The following is a 20,109-nucleotide window of genomic DNA, read 5'->3' as shown; positions in this document are numbered from 1 at the left end:
CTAATTTATGAAACTATATTTGAAGTGTAAGCTTTGATGCAACGCTAGTGCAGATAATCTTCTTAATGTAGTAGATAAATTTAGCAATCGTATCGATGTTAGTTTGAAGTTTCGAAAGAAGGAGAGAGAAGAACCCGTGATAGAACGGGTTAATCAGATTAGGAACTTTCTTGTACATGAAGGTGTTCCGTCTCTAATGCTTAACGAATTTAAACGCAATACAAGTGAAATCTCGCATGGGAATGTGTCATTTAATTACGAAACAACGGATTCATTTATTAACATTGAGATGACTATTCCTGAAGTGGGTGCGGTTAATCTGAATGGTGAAATAATGTACATTTACTCAGAAGTAAAAAAAAATATCGAATTCAATTACTAAAATAGCAGAGTATTATTTAAGTAGACAAGAAAGGGATGGAATAGGTGATAATTGACTCGACGATGCGTAATAGTTTATATACAGCGACAGAAACTTACTTCAATAATATGTGTAATTCATCGCCAGGTAAATCTGAACCAAAAATATTGGAAAATATACATAGACATTTATGTTATCTACGAGATAGTTGGAAGTCAATTTTTCATGGAAAACATGCAAACATTGAAATGTACTCTTTATTTATACATAAATCACCTCTAGTGCTTCCTATATCCCGATATTGCAAGAGTGGTATAGAGTTTGGGGATCTGTTATTCATTCATACAACTAGAAGACCCAATAACAAAAGTACATCCCACGCATTGTTATTACAAGCCAAGTTACTCAATGCTTCTATAAATAAATGTCAATTGGATTTGTATACTAGTTGGCCAGAATTTAGTTTTTCAACAAAAAAAATTGCTGATGCTACAACTCCGAATAAGTTTAATTTACCTGGACCTCGTCCACATAATGGTGCAAGATACTTATTTATAGATACATCTGGGCAAGATCCATTGCTACTAAGTACAGCGACACCTCATATTGGTCTAAATTCATCTAATACAAGAGTGGATTTTATAAATGAAATATTGGACTTATTGAATTTAAATGCTGGAAGGGAATTAATTTATCCTATTAATGATGATTGGACTAGAGCTATCGATCATGTTTTTGAATGGGCGAAAGAGGAGTATTATGGAAAGAGTAATTTACTTCTTGATAACCATCCTCGGATAGAAAGGCTTTTAGGCTATTTAACTAATCCAAATTATGATAAAGGAATCTTTGAGAGAGCACTTCCGTTTACCCGATCTATTGAACCTGAAAATATTGAAGGTAAACAAGACGAGGGATTTATGGTTGTACATATATTGTCCGATGGAATAATCAACGATTAGATTACGTGTATCGTACGGCCAAGAGTTGATTTTTAATAAAAGCAATTGCAATTATTGAGTATGATATTTCAATTTGTTAGGTGACTAAAATGGGAGTAGAACCAAACAGTCGGGTCAAACTGAAATAGTATTATAGGGTAATAATTAGCCACGCCTTCAGCGTGGCTTATTTGAATTGATTTTAGAGAATGTGTGTTTGCGTTGACCGTGAAAAAGGATGTGTTATAGTTGAAATATTGGGTAATGCAAACAAGAACATCTATTAATTGGGGGTACAGATGTCCAACAATAAGCTATTTAGAAATTTAGATAATATAAATCCGACCTTTTGGAGAAATCTTCAAGTGAGGTTCGATGCCCTTCACAACAATCAGGGTAAGGAACAGTTCAGAATCACACTGACAAGCATAAGTGCTAAAGAGCTGGGTGAACTATCGAGCGCTTTGTCGTTGCCTATTGCCGATTTAAATAAAGAACAACTTATAGAGGGCATGTTAGTTATTGATTCGGAAAAGCAACTTCTAGTTAGTTTGCTCAGGGATTTTACGAATCGACGAAAAAATACAATCATTCAATATTATGATTTACACACCAAAGGACAAGAAAAGATTTATGAAACACCGACAGCACAACTTTTTTCACTCTATATGGAATCACCTGCGCTATTATACGAAATTTATACTTTTCATTTATGGAGTGTGAAAGGATCGGGTTCATTACTGTCAGCCGAGGCTGAAGGCTCTGACAAGAAAATAAATAAGACAAAGACAGAGAAGATTGCCGTGGAGAAAGGGTATCAAGATAAGCTGTGTGACAATCTGTTTAAACAAACAGGAAGGAAAAATAAATATCGGGTTTTCTCCTATGCTCAGTTTAAGGAGCGAATGATCCTACTTCTATACAAACGGGTAAACGATACATCTATCCCTGACTTTGAAGAAAATGTACGTAACCAAGAAGTTAATGCCTTAATGTTTGATATCAGTTGGGGAAATCAAACGGTAGAAATGAAAGCGGCCACGTTGGGCGAAAGAAAAGGAATAAAACAATATGTAGAAGATACATTCGACACCGTTCTAACGGAACTAAAATCGGAAGTCTTCAGAGATTACGATGCGAAAGTATTTAAAGCAGCGGTTTTACAAGGGACAACGGCAACAGGGACACCTGTTGACGATTTTTTAATTGATCGAATTACCTTTAGAGGAAGTCCGCTCAAGAATGCACCTGAAGTTACACTTCAACTTAAAGATATCGATATCTGGCCATCAGTAATGGATGCGCATGAAAAGGGCGCTGTTAATGTTAAGAGTCTAAAGGACATAGCCTACATGTCAGTTCATTCTGCAAAGGCCTCAAGGACAATTCGTTCAATAATCAAGGAAAACGGCAATATCGTTTTTAGCATGGATGATAGCCGAATGGACGAGGCAACAAAAGTAAGATTAAATCAGAAATTTTCAGAAAAATTCGGGATTCCACTTTTTCAGGAAATTACTAATGAAAAGTTCGTAGCGGGCAAAGCGGATCTTTTTAATTATGTACTAACAAATTCTTCAGCCGATGCTTTGCGGGAGCCCGAGGAGAAGCAGGCTTTACAGGAGCTTCAAGTAGCAGGTCTTCTTACAGTTCAAGATGATTATCGGATTTACTGTTTAAATGAAGAATGTAGCTTTCAGGATAAAGCTGAAACGGGGAACGCGACTTTAGAAGAGTGCCCTAGCTGTAAAGAAAAAGAGTTTGGCATTAGCAAGTCAAGCTCTATCCTGACAAATATAAAAAATTTAACCAGTGCAGTTAGAAATCAGCTTGAACATATCTGTGTAGGTGAAGAATGGATTGTACTTAAGGAGTCAACTCGAAAATACAATTCAAATCAATACAATTTCTACAATTACGAAAGAGCAAGGGACGGTAAACCGCTTCAGGTACTAATTACTGACCAGGTTATACCAGGACGAGTGGTTAAACAGTTAATTAAGCAAATGACACCGTTGTTTGTTATTTTTGTAGGTAAACAAGAGAAGGATATTGAAGCCTATAATAATGAATGTATACAGGCAATGACTTTCGGAGAAGTTTTTTCGATCGAATCTACAATTGCTAAGACTCATTTTAATAAGTTGTATGCAGACCTGGAATTACGTTCGAAAAACTTTAATGCGAAGGCGGCTTATGAAGCGAATATTTCGATTACCAAAGAAGTTGGTGACGATCCAACCAAAGTAGGCAGAGAATATACTGACACCGAGTTTGAAGATGATGTTTACTGCCTATTGAAGGACATATTTGTGAATACAGTCAAATGGGGACAGGAAATGAAAGGACAAGCTGTTCCTGAGGGTGTGTTCTCAATCAGTTACCGTAAAAAGAAAGGAAATAATTTAGTTGGTCATAAATTTGCATTTTCTTATGACTGCAAACTTACTCGAAAAGCAGAAGGATACAATTTAACGAAATCTGAGCAACGTAAAGCTGTTGAGTACGTGGACACATTGAATAACTCAGATTACATCGCTAGTTATTCAATGGATAATCAACTGACGGCGCATATTTTTATTTCCAATAGATTGAGAAGTGCTCAGATTGATGGAATGATTAGGTACTTCGAAGAGCAATTAGGTGATGACTATGATGCCATGCCCGTTTTTCTTGAATCCGATTTGTTAATGTATTTGCATACTTGGTACAGACAAAAAGAGGAAGAATTGCGCCAAGCTCCAAATAATTTCATGGCACAGCTTTATGAGCTATTTAAGGAACCAGGGTTGATTACGAAAGATAAGATCGATCGAATAATTAATAAAGCTTTGGACCCTTCGCTTCGTGAGCTCGAATTCCTTGACATGGGGAAATTATCAAAGGATATTACAGAATAAATAAAAGATGCAGCCAGTTGTGGCTGCATCTTTTATTTATTGATATTCACATTTGAAGAGTAACGACCATTTAAATTCGAAACTATATGCTCAGAATACTCTTTACTTATATCGATGCCAATTGATCGTAAACCTAATTGCTAAGCGTACAAAAGAACAGTCCCACTGCCAGCAAACGGGTCAAGAACTATACCGCTCGGAGGGCAAGTCGCTTTAATCGGAATTTCAATAAGCTCAGGCGAGAATGAAGATTTGTGAGGACCATTTCCACGGTTTTTTAATAAAAAGTTTACAGCAATTAATCAAGAAACATGGTCGGGTAGTTATTCGAAAGTATATAAGCCAGATTTCAGCATCTTACTGAAAGTAAACAATCAAGATCATTGGATTCACTTTGATGCAAAATATCGACTTAATAATTCCATCTGGACGAATCAAAATGATGATACCTCTACATCAACTTTAAATGACCAAATAGGATATGACGGAAGATCATTTAATCAAGATGATTTAAGTAAAATGCATACGTATCGTGATTCAATCCTCGGTAGCCGAGGCGCTTTTATTCTATACCCTGCTGATTTAAGCAAGGCAGAAGTATTTCATCGTTATCCTGGAGCATGATATGGGAGTTCTGAAGTTACGCTACCAAGCGTTGGTGCATTCCCCTTACGCCCTGGGAAAGAAATTGGAAAAAAACTGCTGAAAGAATATCTTGAAAAGCTAATAAATCAATATGTGAGCGAAAAGCGCACTTACCAAGAAGAGGTCGGTTTTATTGATATGAATGCTAGTCAAGGAGAATAGAAGACAGGCGGGTTCTCCATAAGATAGTGGTAGAATTAGAACAAAAAAGAACGCTAATGTAATTATAAAAGGGGAAAGCTATAATGCTTACCCCTTTTAATTTTGTCTAAATTGATAATTCGGAAATTGTAATTCTAAGAATGTATCAAGTAAAGAGTGGCGAATATTGCGCTCCTAGCTCAGACCAACGTTGTTTTTGGGCAGGTGTATATCCGATATTAATTGTTCTCGCGGCCTTTGAAACGAATTGATGATAAATTAATGCTTCAGGTAACAAAATGAAATATGATAAAACACTCGAATACTCCCACGTCGGCATGATAGTTGGCATGCGATGCGTTCTAACAATAAGCACATACCATTCATCTACGTCGTGTTGCTTGAAATCAGACTTAAAGCGTTCGTATTCTTTGAGCTTAATAGTGGATACTTCAAAGGCGTTATCCTTGTGGTGATCTCTCGGAATAATTCTAACCCCAATATTTTTCATGTTTGCTGATCCAAGTACATAATAAGTTTTAGATGTTTTGATTGAACATCCCCCTAAGGACAACAACCACTCTCTACTCCAATTGATTCCCACTGTTACGTGATCGATTTCATGATTCTTGGTTATGGTCATGTACTCCACTCCGTTTCCACTAGTTGGTTAAAGAATACCAACTGAATGTGATCCGTTCAACTGCTATAAAAACTTGTTGGTTTTGTTGTAGGCAAAGTTCTCTCGTTCCTGTCAATGATTACTTCGGCTTTCGCATTTTCTTTAATTATGTATTGAAAATACCTTATTTATTATAGCTCGTAAATAAAGAATGAAAGCTTGAAGAAATTTCCTCGCTATTGCATTATTGAATAAGGGTCTATTTTCCTAATATGAACCAGTGAAAACTGGCGAAATCCGAGGAGTGAACACAAATGATGCTACCTGAGCCTCAATCAAAAACATTTTCAGCGATTATTAATGAAATTGAAACGGGACAAATAAAGATACCACAATTCCAACGCGATTTTGTTTGGGATATTCAAAAGTCAGCTCAGTTAATGGACAGTATAGTAAAAGGGTATCCGATCGGAACTTTTATTTTTTGGCGCACGAAAGATCGTCTAAGAGCAGTTAGGAATCTGGGGAATATTCAATTGCCTGATCCAGTTGAAGGGGAGTTTGTAAGTTTCGTTCTCGATGGTCAACAGCGTTTAACGAGCTTATTTGCAAGCCTGAAAGGAGCGAAGATTCATCGCGAGAGCGGGAAGATCGATGATTATTCTGAAATTTATTTAGACTTGAATGCATCAGAAGATGATCAAATTGTCACCTTAGATGTAACCGATAAAGACGAACATTCATACATACGTTTAACGGATCTCTTATATGGTGGCCTATCCTTGCTTGCTCAATTTCCAGTACAATACCTTAAACAACTCGAAGAATACAAAAGACGAATCGAGTCATATAACTATTCGATTGTACAGATTAAAGAAGCCCCAATTGATATTGCAACAGAAATCTTCACTCGCATTAACGTCGGAGGAAAGCCGTTATCAGTTTTCGAAATCATGATTGCAAAAACATTTGATGCCGATCGTGATTTCGACTTGTCAGAAAAATATTATGATTTAATTGAAGATCTTAAGCCCATGGATTATGAAACAATATCTGATGCTACTGTACTTCAAACCGTTTCGGCGATATTAGAGAAAGAGATCCAAAAGAAAGTGATCTTGAAGTTAAACAAGGACCAATTTATAACTGTTTGGGATCAAGCAGTAAGTGCAATTCATAGCACAGTAGAATATTTCAGATCATTCTACCGTATTCCAGTTTCGCAATTACTTCCTTATAATGGACTTGTGATTCCGTTTGCATATTTCTTTTTCCACCACCCCGATAAACCAACGGGGGATATGCAAAAACGTCTTCAAGATTTTTTCTGGCGAGTGTCGCTCTCAGGTAGATATTCCTCTGGTCTTGAAAGTAAAATCTCACAGGATATTCGTCGAATTGATCTGATCTTAAATGATGAATTACCCAAGTATGATTGGCCCATTAATACAACAGAGAAGTTCTTAGTTGATAATGGATGGTTTAGTGCTGGTAGAAGTTTTATTAAAGCTATTCTGTGTTTGTATGCTTTCCAAAAGCCAGAATCGTTTGTTGATGGCTCCCTTGTAAACATCAGTAATTATTGGCTGAAGCAAGCCAATAGTAAGAACTATCATCATTTCTTCCCAAGGGCATATTTGAAGAAAAAAGGGGAGGAAGAATTTTATATAAACCATGTTTTAAACATAACAATTGTCGATGATTATTTAAACAAACGTGAGATCGGCGCTCAAGCCCCAGCTAAGTACATGGCTAAATTCAAGAAAAAGAACGCTGAACTCGAAAAGACAATGAAAACTCATTTAATAACCAACATTGATGGTTTCGGGATCTGGTCTAATGATTATGAAAAGTTCTTTGAAGCTAGAGCAGCCATCGTGAGTAAAGAACTACAAAAGAGAATAATTCCACAAGCCATTGATGATACCAGTCTGTTAGTGCTACCAACGGAACAGGAAGAAGCATATGAGCAAAGTGTGTAAACTTTGGTTTTGTAGAAGGTATGCGTTATAAAGCATACCTTCTTTATTATTTTCAATTATATTGTAGGGTGCATGGGGTTAGGGATGAGTCTTACGAACAATGATTTTTTTTGTCGTTCTAAATGATAAGGTCGCTGGAATCATAATTCAGAGAATTCGTGTCGTATGTGGGTACACGTCACTATTACGGTGTGATATGATTTACCTACAAGTCAAACTTTGCCCAATATCCCCCAAAAGAGTAAAGTGGCAGGAGCGGAATATATGAAAACCATCATAAGCAATGTAATTACTTTTTTCAAAAAACGAAAAGCACAAAAAATGATAAGACTTGCACAAAAACAATTCGTTCAATACGAGACGACTTGTCAATGAGTGCAGATGATGTTCAAATGTTGATGTATAAAACGCCGTTATCGCCCCGACCAGTCGTATTTTTAGGATAAGTGGATGATTGAATCTTACTGTCGGGAGAACATAAAGTTTTAGACTGACGACACTTTATTAAGTTAACTGGCAGTTCAGTTCAAGACTACATGAAAAATAAGTATAATTATTTGTATTATGGGTGCTGTTTTGGATGAATAACAACTGCTAAATTAAGAAAGGACTTAGGGGAATTGCAGTTGGTGGATCAGATTCTACGTATATTCTACGGTTATGGAGTTTTCTATGAGGTTTGGAGAAATGGATAGTAATAAGTCGGGGAGGAACGAAGTGAAAAAATTAATCAGCATTTTTATTGCGTGTTTTATTATTACATTATTGGGATGTTCGGTAGATTCGAATAGGCATGAAGCAAAAACACCGTCAAGTTCAAGCATAAGCACAAGAGCAGAAAATAATGCATCCGCTTCTGAAGTCACGGAGGCAAGCGGAGTATCAAGTGGTAGAAATGTAAGTGGATTCGACACAAAATCCAACCAAACGATTACTTGGGGTGGAATTGATTTTTCCTTTCCATCTTATTTTGATGTGTTGGACAAAGGTTCAACGGAAAATATGATGCACTATTATCCTGAAGAAAAAGATTATTATGCGTCTATATTATTTCAGAGTGAAGATATTTCAGTAACACAAAAAGATTTTAATAATAGTATACCATCTATTGTTGAGAGTACCTTGAAAGCAGGGGGAATTGCTAACTCAGATATACAACTATCAGAGGAAACAACAATTGTGGGGTTACCAGGTTGGACAATCACATATACCCGCCCTGACAAAGATGGTGGTGGGGTGACTTCTACTACAAGTTATTCATTTGCCTATAACATAGATGTTGGGAAAGTAGTCATGATTTCCTGCACTTACGACAGCAATGACAAGTCGCAGTATGATTATTTAGGTGATTGCCAAAAAGTATTGAAAACCGCAAAGTTGAATGCAAGTACCAAACCGAGTAATGAATTGTTTTCAGGATACAAGCTTATCGAGGTTGATGGTGGTGATTTGTCTGGGCATCGTGAACCTAAAGTTGTTGTTGACATTGGTTACGGAGAACGTGAATATTGGGCATTTACTAATGAATATGGGCAATTAGTGCGTGTCATTGCTACTGAAATTATTCTACAAGACGACCGTAACGAACCTGTATTATCGTCTGGCAGATACTACCCTGATGAGGCAAAGGTTCCTGGTGTCGAAAGTGACGTTTTGGATGAAGGACATATCATTGCTGATTCACTCGGAGGGGTATCAAATGCATATAATATTACCCCGCAAGATAGCACGCTAAACAGGCATGGTGATCAAGCGTATATGGAAGATACGATACGCAAAGCAGGAGGAGTAACGAATTTCGAAGCGATTATCACCTATCCAAACACCAAAACGCAAATTCCTTCAAGTTATCAGTACACTTATACGTTAAAAGGTAACGTGATTGTTGATAAATTTGATAACGTGAACCCTGACGAGGTAAACGCATCGCTTGGTTTGACAGGCGATGAAACTTCTCAACCTAATAGTACAAACACAAAGGGCGACCTTGCAAAGGTTGATACAAATGGAAATGGAAAAGTTACGATTAAAGAAGCAAAAGCGGCAGGTTATAGTATGCCGATAACGAGTGATCATTGGTTATACAAATATATGGATGATCGTGATGGTGATGGCATGGTAGGCGAGTAAGACTAAAATAAATGAACGAAAGAACAGACATTTTCCTCGTTGGACGCTTTAATCCATCTTGCAAATGGGTCTCTGTACAGGAATTAACTAAAATTAATAATCATATCGACTATAAAACTTTTATGGTGAAAAAGTATAATAATTTATCACGTGAGACGTTAATTGAATCTTAATGATAAAGAGGAGCTTATAGTTTGAACCCAGAAAACGTATCTACAAAAGAAGACTTGATTGCATTTCTTCATGTACTTAGACATGATTTAACTAAGAATGCTGCTACTTGGGAGAACCAGACATTGGAGAGTTTCTTGGAAGCAATGGAGGTTTGGTTAAGTGACTCAAATTCGGTTTTTGATACGCTCAGCGGGAGCACCTTTGCAACCTCGTTATTGGCAGGAAAGGCATACGAGTGAACTTTGTCTTAAAGCTATCTGGGAGCGATAGTTCAAAATCTAGCTGCCCAATGGAACGGATTTTTGCACATTAATCAACAATCCACTAATACAGAGATTACCAAAAAGTAGGCATTCTTAAATGAATGTCTACTTTTTATGCATTAGGCGTCTAAATTCCGAACACAAGTGACTTTATTTTAAGTATCGAATTTTCCCACTCCATTCATCAAATCGCTGGGTATTTTTCGCTGCCAGTTCAACAATATCGGGATGAAACCCCCATAGTTCTCCATAAACGCTGACAAAGTCTTCTAGGGTAAGCAATGTAGGTTGATCACCGCTTATAGTCATATACAGTGCATTCAATGCATCTTTGGATTGAATTGCCTTTGTGGTCGTACTGACAAGCTGACTGTCGGGAACGCTCATCATTTGTGCAAACCGAATCGGAGGATAGCCGTCTTGTTTATTACTCTTAATAACGGCTTGAACTGCTTCACGCAATGATCTAACTTCAGGTAATGATTGCAAGAACACCAACTCCTTCGTTTCTATAAAACCATTATGCAGGGTTTGGCAGGTAAAAAAAAGTATTATTCGGGAGAGACAATAATTATTCACTTGACTTAAAATAGGATGGAGGATTATTATTGAGGAAAGACAATAATTTTTAATCAAAGCGAACGGGGGAATGAACGTGCAAGAAAAGATCCTTGAGGAAATTCGGGACATATTGAAAGAAATATTGGAGGTGGTAAAAGAAAACAGAAGGACTGCTATTCTTGATGAAGAGGAGGTTTCAGAAGGAGAGGAAAGATCAAACGAAAAGTTAGAAATTTCAATTGGGGATCAGATCAATGCTAGTGCTACCCTATTTAAACGACTAGTGGACGTGTATTATAACGAAGAATTAAAGCGTATTGAACTCAATAATGTTCGAAAGTCATCGAGGAGAGTATCGGTTGAGCTTGGTAAAACATTGTGTGATTTTCTAAATCATCAGTTACTCGGTCAGGGGATGAAGTTTGAACGGCAGCCAGATGGATTAGTAATTGCATCCAGGGGCTTGGATAACGTGGTAGCGATTAAATTGATAACAGACATGGGGTTCTATCGTGGGAGTCAGTGGAATGAGGTTGCATCGGATATCGTTGATGTATGTGAAACGAAATACGGAATTAGTAACGACAGGGTTTTCTTTATTATTTCTTCATTACGGAATGGAATAGACCAAGGATATGTAGAGTCCTTGCTGGGACATGAAGTAAAATCGAATTGGGAGTTTTTAAATAATCGACAATGGGTAGATAGTTATGTCCGAAAATTTATTGATACGACGCATTCTTTGGTAAACCCGAGAAACCAAATGTACTTCATGGCTTCCGAAATGCATCCGAACGTTGTAGCTGAAGATTTATATAAAATGAGTAACGAACAAATGAAAGAAGCGCTACTGAAAATTGATGAGTATACTTGGATCTCTAATTTACAAGATTTAATTAATCAATTGTAAGGTGAAGTAGAAGGAAAATTATTGAACAATCCCTTTTCATAAATTTTTATATAATAACGAGGGATAGGCGGTGATGCGGTTATAGAGTAATTGCGATTTTTTTTGTTTTGTGGAATATTTTTGCAGGTAATTTAGTGGTTAATTGGATATACTTAAATTATGAGTGGAAAAAATAAGGGATTAGCCCGAGCATCGAAGTTAAACATGATGTTCCTAGAATCATTAATTTCAGAAATGGGTGGACGATTTAAAATCATTCACAAATTTGCTTATGCATTTAATTCCCATGGAAAATCATTTTTAATTAAAATCAATCCCCTCGACCACGAATTTTATGTCCTTAATAGAGAGTTAGTTCCAGTCCAAATCTTTGATAATTATTCTGAACTGAAGGATTGGGTACTAAGTGGCTGTAAATAAAAGTCGGAGATTAACAACAATCACGAAGCCGTATTCAACTAAAAAACAACACGCTGATTTCAGCGTGTTCAGACTGTTTAGAAATTTAATGGTACACTTGAGACGAACGGATTCAGGTGCGAAGCAGTAACAAACAATAATCGCCCTCTACTTGGCCTTCTTGGCCAGGTGGAGGGCGATCTTCTTTATGTTCTGTGCCGTTGCCGTCATTAACGCCTGTTCTTGCACGCTCCACCTTCCTCGGAAACGGCAATAGCGAAGCCCATGCAGCTCTTTGGCGTCTGCAAAGCTTCGCTCAATTGTTTGGTAACGGAGGCGATATAAATACCTTCCGGAGCGACTGAGTCGATTCAGCCGAACCCATTCCTTGCTGTCTTCCCACACATGCCGGGTGATGACTTTCGTCTTGTTTTTAGCGTGTGTGCATGTGCTTAATAGCGGGCAATCCGCACATATTTTCGGATTAGATTTATACTCGCGGTAACCTTCGCGGTTGGTCGTCGTATAGGTCAACTCTTGTTTATTCGGGCAACGGTACACATTTTGCTCTGCGTCGAACGTGAACTGGTGCTTCTTGAATAACCCCTTCTTCGGCGTAAATGCTCGCCTGCCAATTACCGCAAACACCTTCATCCCCTGTAACGACTTGCAGATGTGACTCGTAAGGTAACCAGAATCTAATGCAATCGCCTCTAACGTACTCGTAAAGCCAAACTTCTCGACCTGATGCTTAAGCCGCTCGATATACGGAACCGAGTCATGGACATTACCTGCTGTAATGTGAACATCTGTGACGATGTTGTATTTGTGATCCACAGTGCGGTGATCCAAGTAGAAGAAGCCTTCTGGCTTTCCGTCACGGACCATATATCCACTTTCCGGATCCGTGTTGCTAACCTTTATTTCTTTCGTTTCCTCCACTTCCTTTCTCGCTTTCAGCGGCTTTTTTCCAAGTTTCTTCCGATCCTCCTCAATCGCTGCATTAAGCTCGTCGAGATATCCTTTGGGCGACTGCTCAACGACTTGTACCGTATGTTTTCGTTTGTTGGCATTCGCCTTGAGGTGCGTCGAGTCGGTGATTAATACACGACCGGCGACCATACGATTGGAAATGGCAAGACGCACAATTTCGTCGAAGATGTCTTGAAAGACGGTGGTATCTTTGAAACGGTATTGACGGTTCCAACTGATGGTGCTGTGATCCGGTGCTTTCTTGGATAGCCCGATCCCTAAAAACCAGCGATACGCCAGGTTGAGGTTGATTTCCTGTTCCAACTGGCGCTCGGAACGAATGCCGTAGAGATAGCCGATGAAGAGCATCTTAAAGAGCATTACGGGGTCAATGGAGGGGCGACCATGGGTTTCACTGTAGAAAGAACGCACCTTGTCGCGGATGAAAGTGAAGTCGATATATTGAGCGATATGACGAAGTAAATGATCTACTGGCACCATGTGCTCGATGCAGACCAATTCGTAATCCAATTGGGGATCTGGTTCGTGTGTATAAAGCATGAGGAACACCTCCGTTATATGTATACCAATATTATATCATATTAACGCAGTGTCGTATTAAATTAAATGGACATAAAAATAGACTGCCGAGACTTTCTCGACAGTCTGAACACGCTGATTTCAGCGTGTTGTTTTTTAGTTGAATACGGCCTGTGAGTATGAATGAATAACCATAAACAGTTAAGCCATTAAACGTTGCAGTGCTTCAATCATTTGTGTGCACAATCATCCGAGCGGTAATCCCGAACCAAGTCCGGAAGATATCGAGATCACAAAAAGATTAAAGAGCGCAGGTGCGATCATCGGTATCGACGTACTGGATCATGTCATTATCGGGGATCAGCGTTATATCAGCTTAACAGAGCGCGGGTTAATGTCTCTCACACATTAACCCGCGCATCCTTGAGTCCATTATTACAATCCAAGCTTCTCCAGACAAGGATCGAAATTTTGTTAGTCTTTCAAGTATGGGATTCTATGCTAACTATTATGCTGAAGATGAAAGCGATCAGGTAGAAGTTCTGTCAAATGAAAGCGAAGTAGATGATTCAAATGGGAAATGTAATGTGACTGTGAATTCAGTAGAACGTGCTGAAAACATGGGATTAATAGTGAAATTCACGATTGAGAACATTTCTGATGAGGTTTTAAGGATTTTTGCTAGTGAAATTACCTTGACCAAAAAAGGGGGAAAGTCTGTAAGAATATTCGAGTCATTTACAGCAGGCTTCATGAGCGATTTAGGCTTTTATGAATTGGACGCTTTAAGGTTGTTGCCTGGAGATGTTGCCATCGCAAATTTGGCATTTAGAACTTTTGATGATGGTTATACACTCACTTACGTAGATGGAAGTGATGTAATTAATTTAGTTATGTTGCCCAATGCGACTGTAAATGAATAATTTTGCTAATGAATTAATAAATCGCCCTCCCTATAATAGGAGGGCGATTTTATTAATAGTGCGTAGAATGGATGAATAATGAGGAATGACCTTTCATAAATATCGTATTTGTCGGCCATGAGGTTTGACATATCTTGATGGGCTGCACTTAATGATTTCAACATTGAATTGGCACTAATGAAGTCAGGGAACATTCCTGGAAAACCATTAATGAATCAATCTTTGTATCTTCGATATTGCTCGATATTGATAAACAACGAACATAGGACGTATGCCGTGGGTGGAGGATTCTCGGACAACGCCCTCGGATACTGGGAGTTAGATGATACACCTGAGAATGGTTGAAAGTCACTCTAAGGCATCAAATTTCCTTCCCCAAGCTTACTCAAGCCCTTCGAAAGTATCAAAGGATTCAATTATGGTGTTCGCTAATTCCTTGTCTTGCTTCTTTACAGTAATGTTTAGTTGATAAATGACTTGATTATCTGATCGAATGAATACTGCGTGATGAAGAGTTGCATCGTTATGAGGAATGGAGTTATGGTATGCAGAAAATTTATCATTGTTTATATCGAGTTTTGTGTAATCGGTTAAATCAGGTGAAAATTCTTCCATATAGATCGATCCATAAGCAAGTATCATGGCGCCATCTTTTCCAGTAATCTCAATACCATCGCCATTTGTTGGCTCTTCGCCAAGAGTCCAATCTTCTGGATAGTTGATTGTAAAACCGAATCTGCCGTTACTGTAAGTACTCATTTTTATGGAAGAATTAGCGGGTGCATCAGTTGCTTCAGGTGTTGATATTGGTTTAGGAGTCGGTTTAGATGCTTGAGTAGCGTTTGGTGTATTAATTGACAACTCTGTGCCGGATACTTCATCGACAAGTTTGCGCATACTTTCAAGATATATATTTGCATCATTTAAGTATTTATTCATTTTTTCATGGGCAGATACATCGCCAGTAAGAATCCCTCGTTCAAGCTCTTCGGCAGCTAGAATGTAATGATCAATCAGTTTGGCAAAATCCGAGTGGCGGGATTCATATTTTTTTGGTGGCTTAGCAAGGCCAAAAGTTTTCCGAACGGCTTGTAATTGCGAAATAATAGTTTTAGTTGTATCTATTACTAGTGGGTCTTCAATCCCCATCTGAACGGTTTTTATGATTTCAATTAATCCCTCAATAGCAATTGTATAATTCTTGAAATTATCGAGAACAAATGTAGCGTATTCATCTTCATTCATTCGAGAATTTTCCTCAATCTCTTTCATTGCTGCTCTTGTATCAAATTTTTCTTCATATCCATCGACACGATACTTTTTCATAAATACTGATTGTTTCATGTATTTATCGACGTTCTCCGTTACTACGCCAAGTTTTTCAAAGGCGGCCTTATTGCCGCTTTGACTAAAATCAACCATGATATTGTTGAATTCTTTAATTGAATTTATAAGTAAGTTAGTTGTTTTGTGATCTTCAGCAAATTTTGCTGGCGGTTCAATTTCAAGGGCTTTGTAAAACATATCTAAGACCTCGGTTTGTTTCTTTGCTGGCTCCTTGAGCTGCCAATACTCCCCTTCCATTGCGGTATCAAGAATGGAATTGATATCGTCTATTGCTTGGTCAGACTTATCGAATAACGCATTTAAAGTGTTTATATAATCTTCTTCAGGATTCGATTTGGTACAACCGCTCAATAGTATAGCAAAGCAAATGATAAGTGTAGATACAAATCTCAAAATTCTCCCCCCAAATTGTAGCTGTAAAAAACAGTGATGTGGCACTATCGCCCATCGTTAAAAGATGCATCAAATCACTTGCTCGTTAATAACATGAAGCAATCGATTGTTCCCGCTTTGGCCAGGTAAGTAATGTTCTTGGAGATGACAGAGTTGGCATAGCTTATTAGAAAACTGCTGGTGCCAGTTACGTTCAACTTCGGCAACCTTTACTGTAAAAGAGTTGTCATTGATTGAAACAAAATGAAGCTCTTCTAGTCCAGTGAAGCCTCTCCAATGGTGATCGAATATAATATGTTTTTTCAAATCATCTTTTTGTTTTTGGTTAAACTTAGTGCCTTCTTTAATAAGTGCAAACTCAACCATTTTAATAACCATAGTTCACCTCTGTTCTTATCAATTATCAATTATTGCTCTGACTTTCCTTATCGCGTTACAACGCTTTTTCTGACTCTAAGAGTAAAATTTCAAACACGCTAACAATTTTATCTTGCACGCCAAGCGATAATAAAAACGCAGTAACCCATTCAGTGTGGCGAAGAGACATTGAATGGGTTTTCATAGCTTAATAAAACGAGCCCCTCCATTGGTAGGAGACGCTTCGGAAAAATTTTTTGAATCTTTTCGCTTACTTTATTCTTCAACTTATCATGAAATTCAGTAAAATTTTCAACCGTTCCCTTCGAAAAATTAGGCGAGGCTGACTCTTCAATTGCGTTTATTTCAGTAATACTGAAAATAATTTTGAAAGTTAGATGGCAATATGTGCATCCAGCTTACTTAAGTTCGAAGTACCAAATTGAGCATTTTTGCTTCTCATCTTCTCTATTTTAAAACTTAACTCCATACTCATACCATACCGGAACGCGCATGTAACGAGGGAATCAGCCCTTTGCGGATTATGCTGTCCTTCCCCAAATATGTCCTCTGGTTTTTGATTTATTGAACGCGCTAGACTGCGCCGCCAGTCATAACTTTGAAGATTCATCTCGCATAGTGATTGAATGATACTATGTTGTTCTCTAGGAGATGGTGTTTGGCTATTTAACATCTCCGCAAATTATTGATCTTATTGATCTACATTACTTCATTAATTAGGTCAATTTTACTACGAGTTGACAATTTTATCTACTAGACCTTTCCACTCAATAGTCTTCCCCATAGAATACCGTAAATATTCGAAAGATAGCATTCATCATTTCTATGAGACAAATTCGTTTTTATCAGTTTTTTGAGTCTATTTGTGAGTTGTTTGTCTTCCTTTCTTCAGAAATCAGTTCCTTTAAATCCATGTGAATACGCTGTGTGCACTGAAGTTCGTGGGCAAGTTGTGGGCATGAAATAATTCAAGAAACTTTCGACGTACGCCATATCCATGGTATTTTTGGCTGGAACCGGAATTTCGGCACTTAAAGCAAGAACAGTTCGTTTGTCTATTTCTCAATACAAAAAACGGGGTAGTTGCAAAAGAAGTAATATCAGCCTCCCTGTCCATTTCCCAGCATTTGTTGCGCAAAAGATTCATTGAGGAGCGTCGCATCTATACTGAAAATTTGTGGGTCGACGATCTGCTTCATATGCGTATTCGGGATGAGGAGCAGTTAAAGACTATTCTTGGCAACGAGTTCCCAATTTACAATGATGCTAGCCATCAGGTGTGCTTAATTGAATGCGACACTCCGCCAAGCGCAGTTGACATGGAAAACGATGAGCCCATTGCCTCTTTCTTCGTTTATGCCTCGTTGCTGCTGCGCTCCACTCTTGAGCAACTGCTCATACGTCCCTTTATAACCATACGAAAAAATGGACTGGCAGTCATTATTATTCAGCAGTCCTCTAGCCGTAAAAACGCCGAAAGCATACAGGCCGTATACACCACCCTGCATGAATTGCAAACCAATGAGCGCTTGCAGCAGATGAAGCTGCGTATGGGGTAGGCGCCGAGCGAACAGGCCTAATGAATGTGCATCAGAGCTACCAAGAGTCGATTCATGCCTTATCGATGCAGAGCTATTTTAAAAAAAGCACCATCTTTTTTAATGAGATGCTCCGATTCGATAAACGCGAGCTGAGCGGATTCATCGACAGCTACTTGAAGCCGCTAGTCGAGCATGACGAGCAGAAAGGCAGCGATTTGATCGGCACCTTGCGCGTGTTTCTGGAGGCGGACGGCTCGAAGGTATTGACCGCACAGCGGCTGTTCATTGTCCGCCAGTCGCTTTACTACCGTCTAAATCGAATAAAAGAGTTACGAGGGCCCGACTTTATGAGCCCTGAAAATCGGATTGCGCTGCAGGTTGCGCTGCGCGCCTGGGAGATGCTGCGGGCGGAGTAGCGTACACCGACCTGCTCATCCTCCTGCGGATAAACTATTAATTATAGGTTGGCTAGGCAAAGAATATGATATACTATCCCTGTTCTTAGAATCATCTAAAGGAGACTGGGAAATGAACTTGGATCAATTGTGCGAAGGCATTAGATTGGATGAGGGAGCCGGTCAGACGATCAATCAGATTCATATCGATGATAAAATCTATAATCAACGAAAACAGCAGTTTATTAGCGATAGGCTTGCATTCTTTGACAGCGTGAAGCAATCGCCCTCTTATCGCGAAATGTTTTTGGCCCTATTTGCAAGGTTTGCAGTGGATGCTTATAAAGAATATAAAGTCCGTGGCATATCGGACGATATTTATTACGACACATTCTCCGATCTGCAATTATGGTGCAACAAATGTTACCGGGATTTCGGCGTTTATGGCATCGAACAATACGGGTGGCTGCAGGAGCACATTCGGCTGCGGTTATTCCGGCTAGGCCGGCTGCAATTCCAGCCTCTAGCGCTGGACCATGACGTGATTGCTGAAGGAAGAAAGTTCGGCAAGGGAGAACTGGTGCTTAACGTTCATATCCCAGAAGGAGATCCGTTGGATCGGCAAAGCGTGGATCGTTCGTTCGAGCTGGCGAAAACATTTTTTAGAGGCATTCCCTCAATCTTTGTATGCCATTCGTGGTTGCTCTATCCGCAGCTTAAAGAAGTGTTACCACCTACATCAAACATCTTGAAGTTTCAAGAAAATTTCGTCATCTATAAAGTAGACCATGATGCAAAACAAGCGGAGGAACGGATTTTCAACCTTGTGTCCAATGATCCCTCGCATTATGAAGAAAAAACGTCTTTGCAGCAAAGCGCAAGGGCGTATCTGATGGCTGGCAATCCGCTAGGGAACGGATACGGAATTAGATTCTGTTAGCAGAGGAGAACGGGGAAGAGGAAGAGGAGCCGTTTGACCGATTCTGTACGGACAGCGGCTCGTTTTTTTAAAAACCAAGGCACGAGTTGAGTCAGGAGCTAAGATCACAGTGAACATCCTTATATTGCTTAGGTGAAAGCCCTGTATGCTTTTTGAAAAAAATGAGAGAAATAGGTGTTATCATCGATACCAACGGCTTCGGCAATTTCTTGAGTTTTCATATTGCTGTTTACGAGATAATTTTTGGCTTTCTCGATTTTTTTTTAAGTGAATTGTGTTCATGATGGTGTCGCCTGTTTTCTCTTTAAACATTCGGCTCAAGTAACTGCTGTTTACATTTATATTTGCCGCGATTTCATGGAGTTTAATATTGTACGCCTGTTGATTTACCAGTATCTAGGTTATGGGAGTGTACGATGGTGCGCCAAATAAACCACCCATTCGGGAGGCAGTGCAGAAAAGCTGATGAGTCGGTCAAACTCTGCGAAAGATAACCGAGCACTTGAGTGAACCTGTTTATTTCTCTGCACATACACGTACTGAAGCAGCACGTACGCGATTAATGCGGTGTACAATTGTCCATAAACCGCATTCGGTGTCTTTCCGAAAAGCTTGGGCACATTCAGATGCTGTTTAATCCACCGAAAAACA

At 38.8% G+C, this 20,109-nt stretch carries 15 protein-coding genes and 4 pseudogenes; 13 read left to right on the top strand and 6 right to left on the bottom strand.

From position 1 onward, the window contains the following. The first annotated feature begins 444 nt into the window (after positions 1-444). Both B1748_RS36375 and B1748_RS09165 read left to right on the top strand, forming a co-directional pair. Positions 445-1,323 carry a hypothetical protein gene (locus B1748_RS36375; protein ID WP_143810273.1) on the top strand — a complete coding sequence of 293 codons (879 nt, stop codon included), beginning with the start codon at positions 445-447 and terminating at the stop codon, positions 1,321-1,323. Positions 1,324-1,601: 278 nt separating this feature from the next. After that, complete coding sequence (locus B1748_RS09165; protein ID WP_087567583.1) at positions 1,602-4,202, top strand: hypothetical protein; 2,601 nt, start codon at positions 1,602-1,604, stop codon at positions 4,200-4,202. 140 nt (positions 4,203-4,342) lie between these two features. On the opposite strand, the gene B1748_RS37975 is transcribed toward B1748_RS09165, so the two are convergent. Further along, positions 4,343-4,501, bottom strand: a complete 159-nt coding sequence (locus B1748_RS37975; protein WP_087567605.1) for a DNA methyltransferase — start codon at positions 4,499-4,501, stop codon at positions 4,343-4,345. Here B1748_RS37975 and B1748_RS37970 point away from each other — a divergent pair. Further along, positions 4,488-4,826, top strand: a pseudogene (locus B1748_RS37970) (nuclease domain-containing protein); the annotation flags it as partial. The gene B1748_RS37975 and the pseudogene B1748_RS37970 sit on opposite strands and share 14 nt — an antisense overlap. 328 nt (positions 4,827-5,154) lie before the next feature. On the opposite strand, the gene B1748_RS09150 reads toward B1748_RS37970, so the two are convergent. Further along, positions 5,155-5,631: a hypothetical protein gene (locus B1748_RS09150; RefSeq protein WP_087567581.1), complete on the bottom strand. Its 477-nt coding sequence runs from the start codon at positions 5,629-5,631 to the stop codon at positions 5,155-5,157. 293 nt (positions 5,632-5,924) lie between these two features. Between B1748_RS09150 and B1748_RS09145 the strand changes: the two genes are divergently transcribed. The 3 genes and pseudogenes from B1748_RS09145 to B1748_RS09135 all read left to right on the top strand — a co-directional run bounded on the left by B1748_RS09145 (position 5,925) and on the right by B1748_RS09135 (position 10,135). Then, a complete protein-coding gene (locus tag B1748_RS09145) occupies positions 5,925-7,592 on the top strand; it encodes a DUF262 domain-containing protein (RefSeq protein WP_087567580.1) in 1,668 nt (555 codons plus the stop codon). Between the two features lie 1,398 nt (positions 7,593-8,990). Beyond that, positions 8,991-9,722 (top strand): annotated as a pseudogene (locus tag B1748_RS09140) (DNA/RNA non-specific endonuclease); the annotation flags it as partial. Between the two features lie 194 nt (positions 9,723-9,916). Then, complete coding sequence (locus tag B1748_RS09135) at positions 9,917-10,135, top strand: DUF7660 family protein (protein ID WP_087567579.1); 219 nt, start codon at positions 9,917-9,919, stop codon at positions 10,133-10,135. A 174-nt stretch (positions 10,136-10,309) separates the two neighbouring features. Here the strand turns inward: B1748_RS09135 and B1748_RS09130 are convergent, their stop codons facing one another. Then, positions 10,310-10,648, bottom strand: coding sequence for a hypothetical protein (locus tag B1748_RS09130; protein WP_087567578.1), 339 nt, complete (start codon positions 10,646-10,648; stop codon positions 10,310-10,312). Positions 10,649-10,814: 166 nt separating this feature from the next. Between B1748_RS09130 and B1748_RS09125 the strand changes: the two genes are divergently transcribed. Beyond that, positions 10,815-11,630 carry a hypothetical protein gene (locus tag B1748_RS09125; protein WP_087567577.1) on the top strand — a complete coding sequence of 272 codons (816 nt, stop codon included), beginning with the start codon at positions 10,815-10,817 and terminating at the stop codon, positions 11,628-11,630. A gap of 567 nt (positions 11,631-12,197) precedes the next feature. Here the strand turns inward: B1748_RS09125 and B1748_RS09115 are convergent. Next, positions 12,198-13,562 carry an IS1182 family transposase gene (locus B1748_RS09115; protein WP_087567575.1) on the bottom strand — a complete coding sequence of 455 codons (1,365 nt, stop codon included), beginning with the start codon at positions 13,560-13,562 and terminating at the stop codon, positions 12,198-12,200. A gap of 184 nt (positions 13,563-13,746) precedes the next feature. Here B1748_RS09115 and B1748_RS09110 point away from each other — a divergent pair. Together B1748_RS09110 and B1748_RS09105 are read left to right on the top strand one after the other, a co-directional pair. Further along, positions 13,747-13,953, top strand: a pseudogene (locus B1748_RS09110) (JAB domain-containing protein); the annotation flags it as partial. A 76-nt stretch (positions 13,954-14,029) separates the two neighbouring features. After that, on the top strand, positions 14,030-14,464 hold the full coding sequence (locus tag B1748_RS09105) for a DUF4352 domain-containing protein (protein WP_087567573.1): 435 nt from the start codon (positions 14,030-14,032) through the stop codon (positions 14,462-14,464). A gap of 381 nt (positions 14,465-14,845) precedes the next feature. Here the strand turns inward: B1748_RS09105 and B1748_RS09100 are convergent, their stop codons facing one another. Continuing rightward, complete coding sequence (locus B1748_RS09100) at positions 14,846-16,204, bottom strand: hypothetical protein (protein ID WP_087567572.1); 1,359 nt, start codon at positions 16,202-16,204, stop codon at positions 14,846-14,848. Positions 16,205-16,273: 69 nt separating this feature from the next. After that, a complete protein-coding gene (locus tag B1748_RS09095) occupies positions 16,274-16,582 on the bottom strand; it encodes a hypothetical protein (protein WP_087567571.1) in 309 nt (102 codons plus the stop codon). A gap of 1,010 nt (positions 16,583-17,592) precedes the next feature. Here B1748_RS09095 and B1748_RS37395 point away from each other — a divergent pair. The 4 genes and pseudogenes from B1748_RS37395 to B1748_RS09080 all read left to right on the top strand — a co-directional run. Next, a pseudogene (locus tag B1748_RS37395) lies at positions 17,593-17,679 on the top strand (JAB domain-containing protein); the annotation flags it as partial. A 102-nt stretch (positions 17,680-17,781) separates the two neighbouring features. Next, positions 17,782-18,141, top strand: a complete 360-nt coding sequence (locus B1748_RS09090; RefSeq protein WP_179215491.1) for a hypothetical protein — start codon at positions 17,782-17,784, stop codon at positions 18,139-18,141. Positions 18,142-18,161: 20 nt separating this feature from the next. Then, a complete protein-coding gene (locus B1748_RS09085) occupies positions 18,162-18,539 on the top strand; it encodes a helix-turn-helix domain-containing protein (protein WP_087567569.1) in 378 nt (125 codons plus the stop codon). 112 nt (positions 18,540-18,651) lie between these two features. Next, the gene (locus tag B1748_RS09080) at positions 18,652-19,458 is read left to right on the top strand and encodes an acyltransferase domain-containing protein (protein WP_087567568.1); all 807 of its coding nucleotides are present in this window, start codon (positions 18,652-18,654) and stop codon (positions 19,456-19,458) included. Positions 19,459-20,109 lie beyond the last annotated feature (651 nt).

Source organism: Paenibacillus sp. MY03 (assembly GCF_002165585.1).
Lineage (GTDB): Bacteria > Bacillota > Bacilli > Paenibacillales > Paenibacillaceae > Pristimantibacillus > Pristimantibacillus agaridevorans.
Note: the sequence above shows the minus strand (reverse complement) of the source record. Positions and strands in the feature narration are given on the sequence as shown.

Coding starts and splice junctions, on each gene's coding strand:
- B1748_RS09085 (WP_087567569.1), top strand. CDS start 18,162: ATGAATGTGCATCAGAGCTACCAAGAGTCGATTCATGCCTTATCGATG.
- B1748_RS36375 (WP_143810273.1), top strand. CDS start 445: ATGCGTAATAGTTTATATACAGCGACAGAAACTTACTTCAATAATATG.
- B1748_RS09165 (WP_087567583.1), top strand. CDS start 1,602: ATGTCCAACAATAAGCTATTTAGAAATTTAGATAATATAAATCCGACC.
- B1748_RS09090 (WP_179215491.1), top strand. CDS start 17,782: ATGCGTATTCGGGATGAGGAGCAGTTAAAGACTATTCTTGGCAACGAG.
- B1748_RS09150 (WP_087567581.1), bottom strand. CDS start 5,631: ATGACCATAACCAAGAATCATGAAATCGATCACGTAACAGTGGGAATC.
- B1748_RS09095 (WP_087567571.1), bottom strand. CDS start 16,582: ATGGTTATTAAAATGGTTGAGTTTGCACTTATTAAAGAAGGCACTAAG.
- B1748_RS09145 (WP_087567580.1), top strand. CDS start 5,925: ATGATGCTACCTGAGCCTCAATCAAAAACATTTTCAGCGATTATTAAT.
- B1748_RS09115 (WP_087567575.1), bottom strand. CDS start 13,562: ATGCTTTATACACACGAACCAGATCCCCAATTGGATTACGAATTGGTC.
- B1748_RS09080 (WP_087567568.1), top strand. CDS start 18,652: ATGAACTTGGATCAATTGTGCGAAGGCATTAGATTGGATGAGGGAGCC.
- B1748_RS09105 (WP_087567573.1), top strand. CDS start 14,030: ATGGGATTCTATGCTAACTATTATGCTGAAGATGAAAGCGATCAGGTA.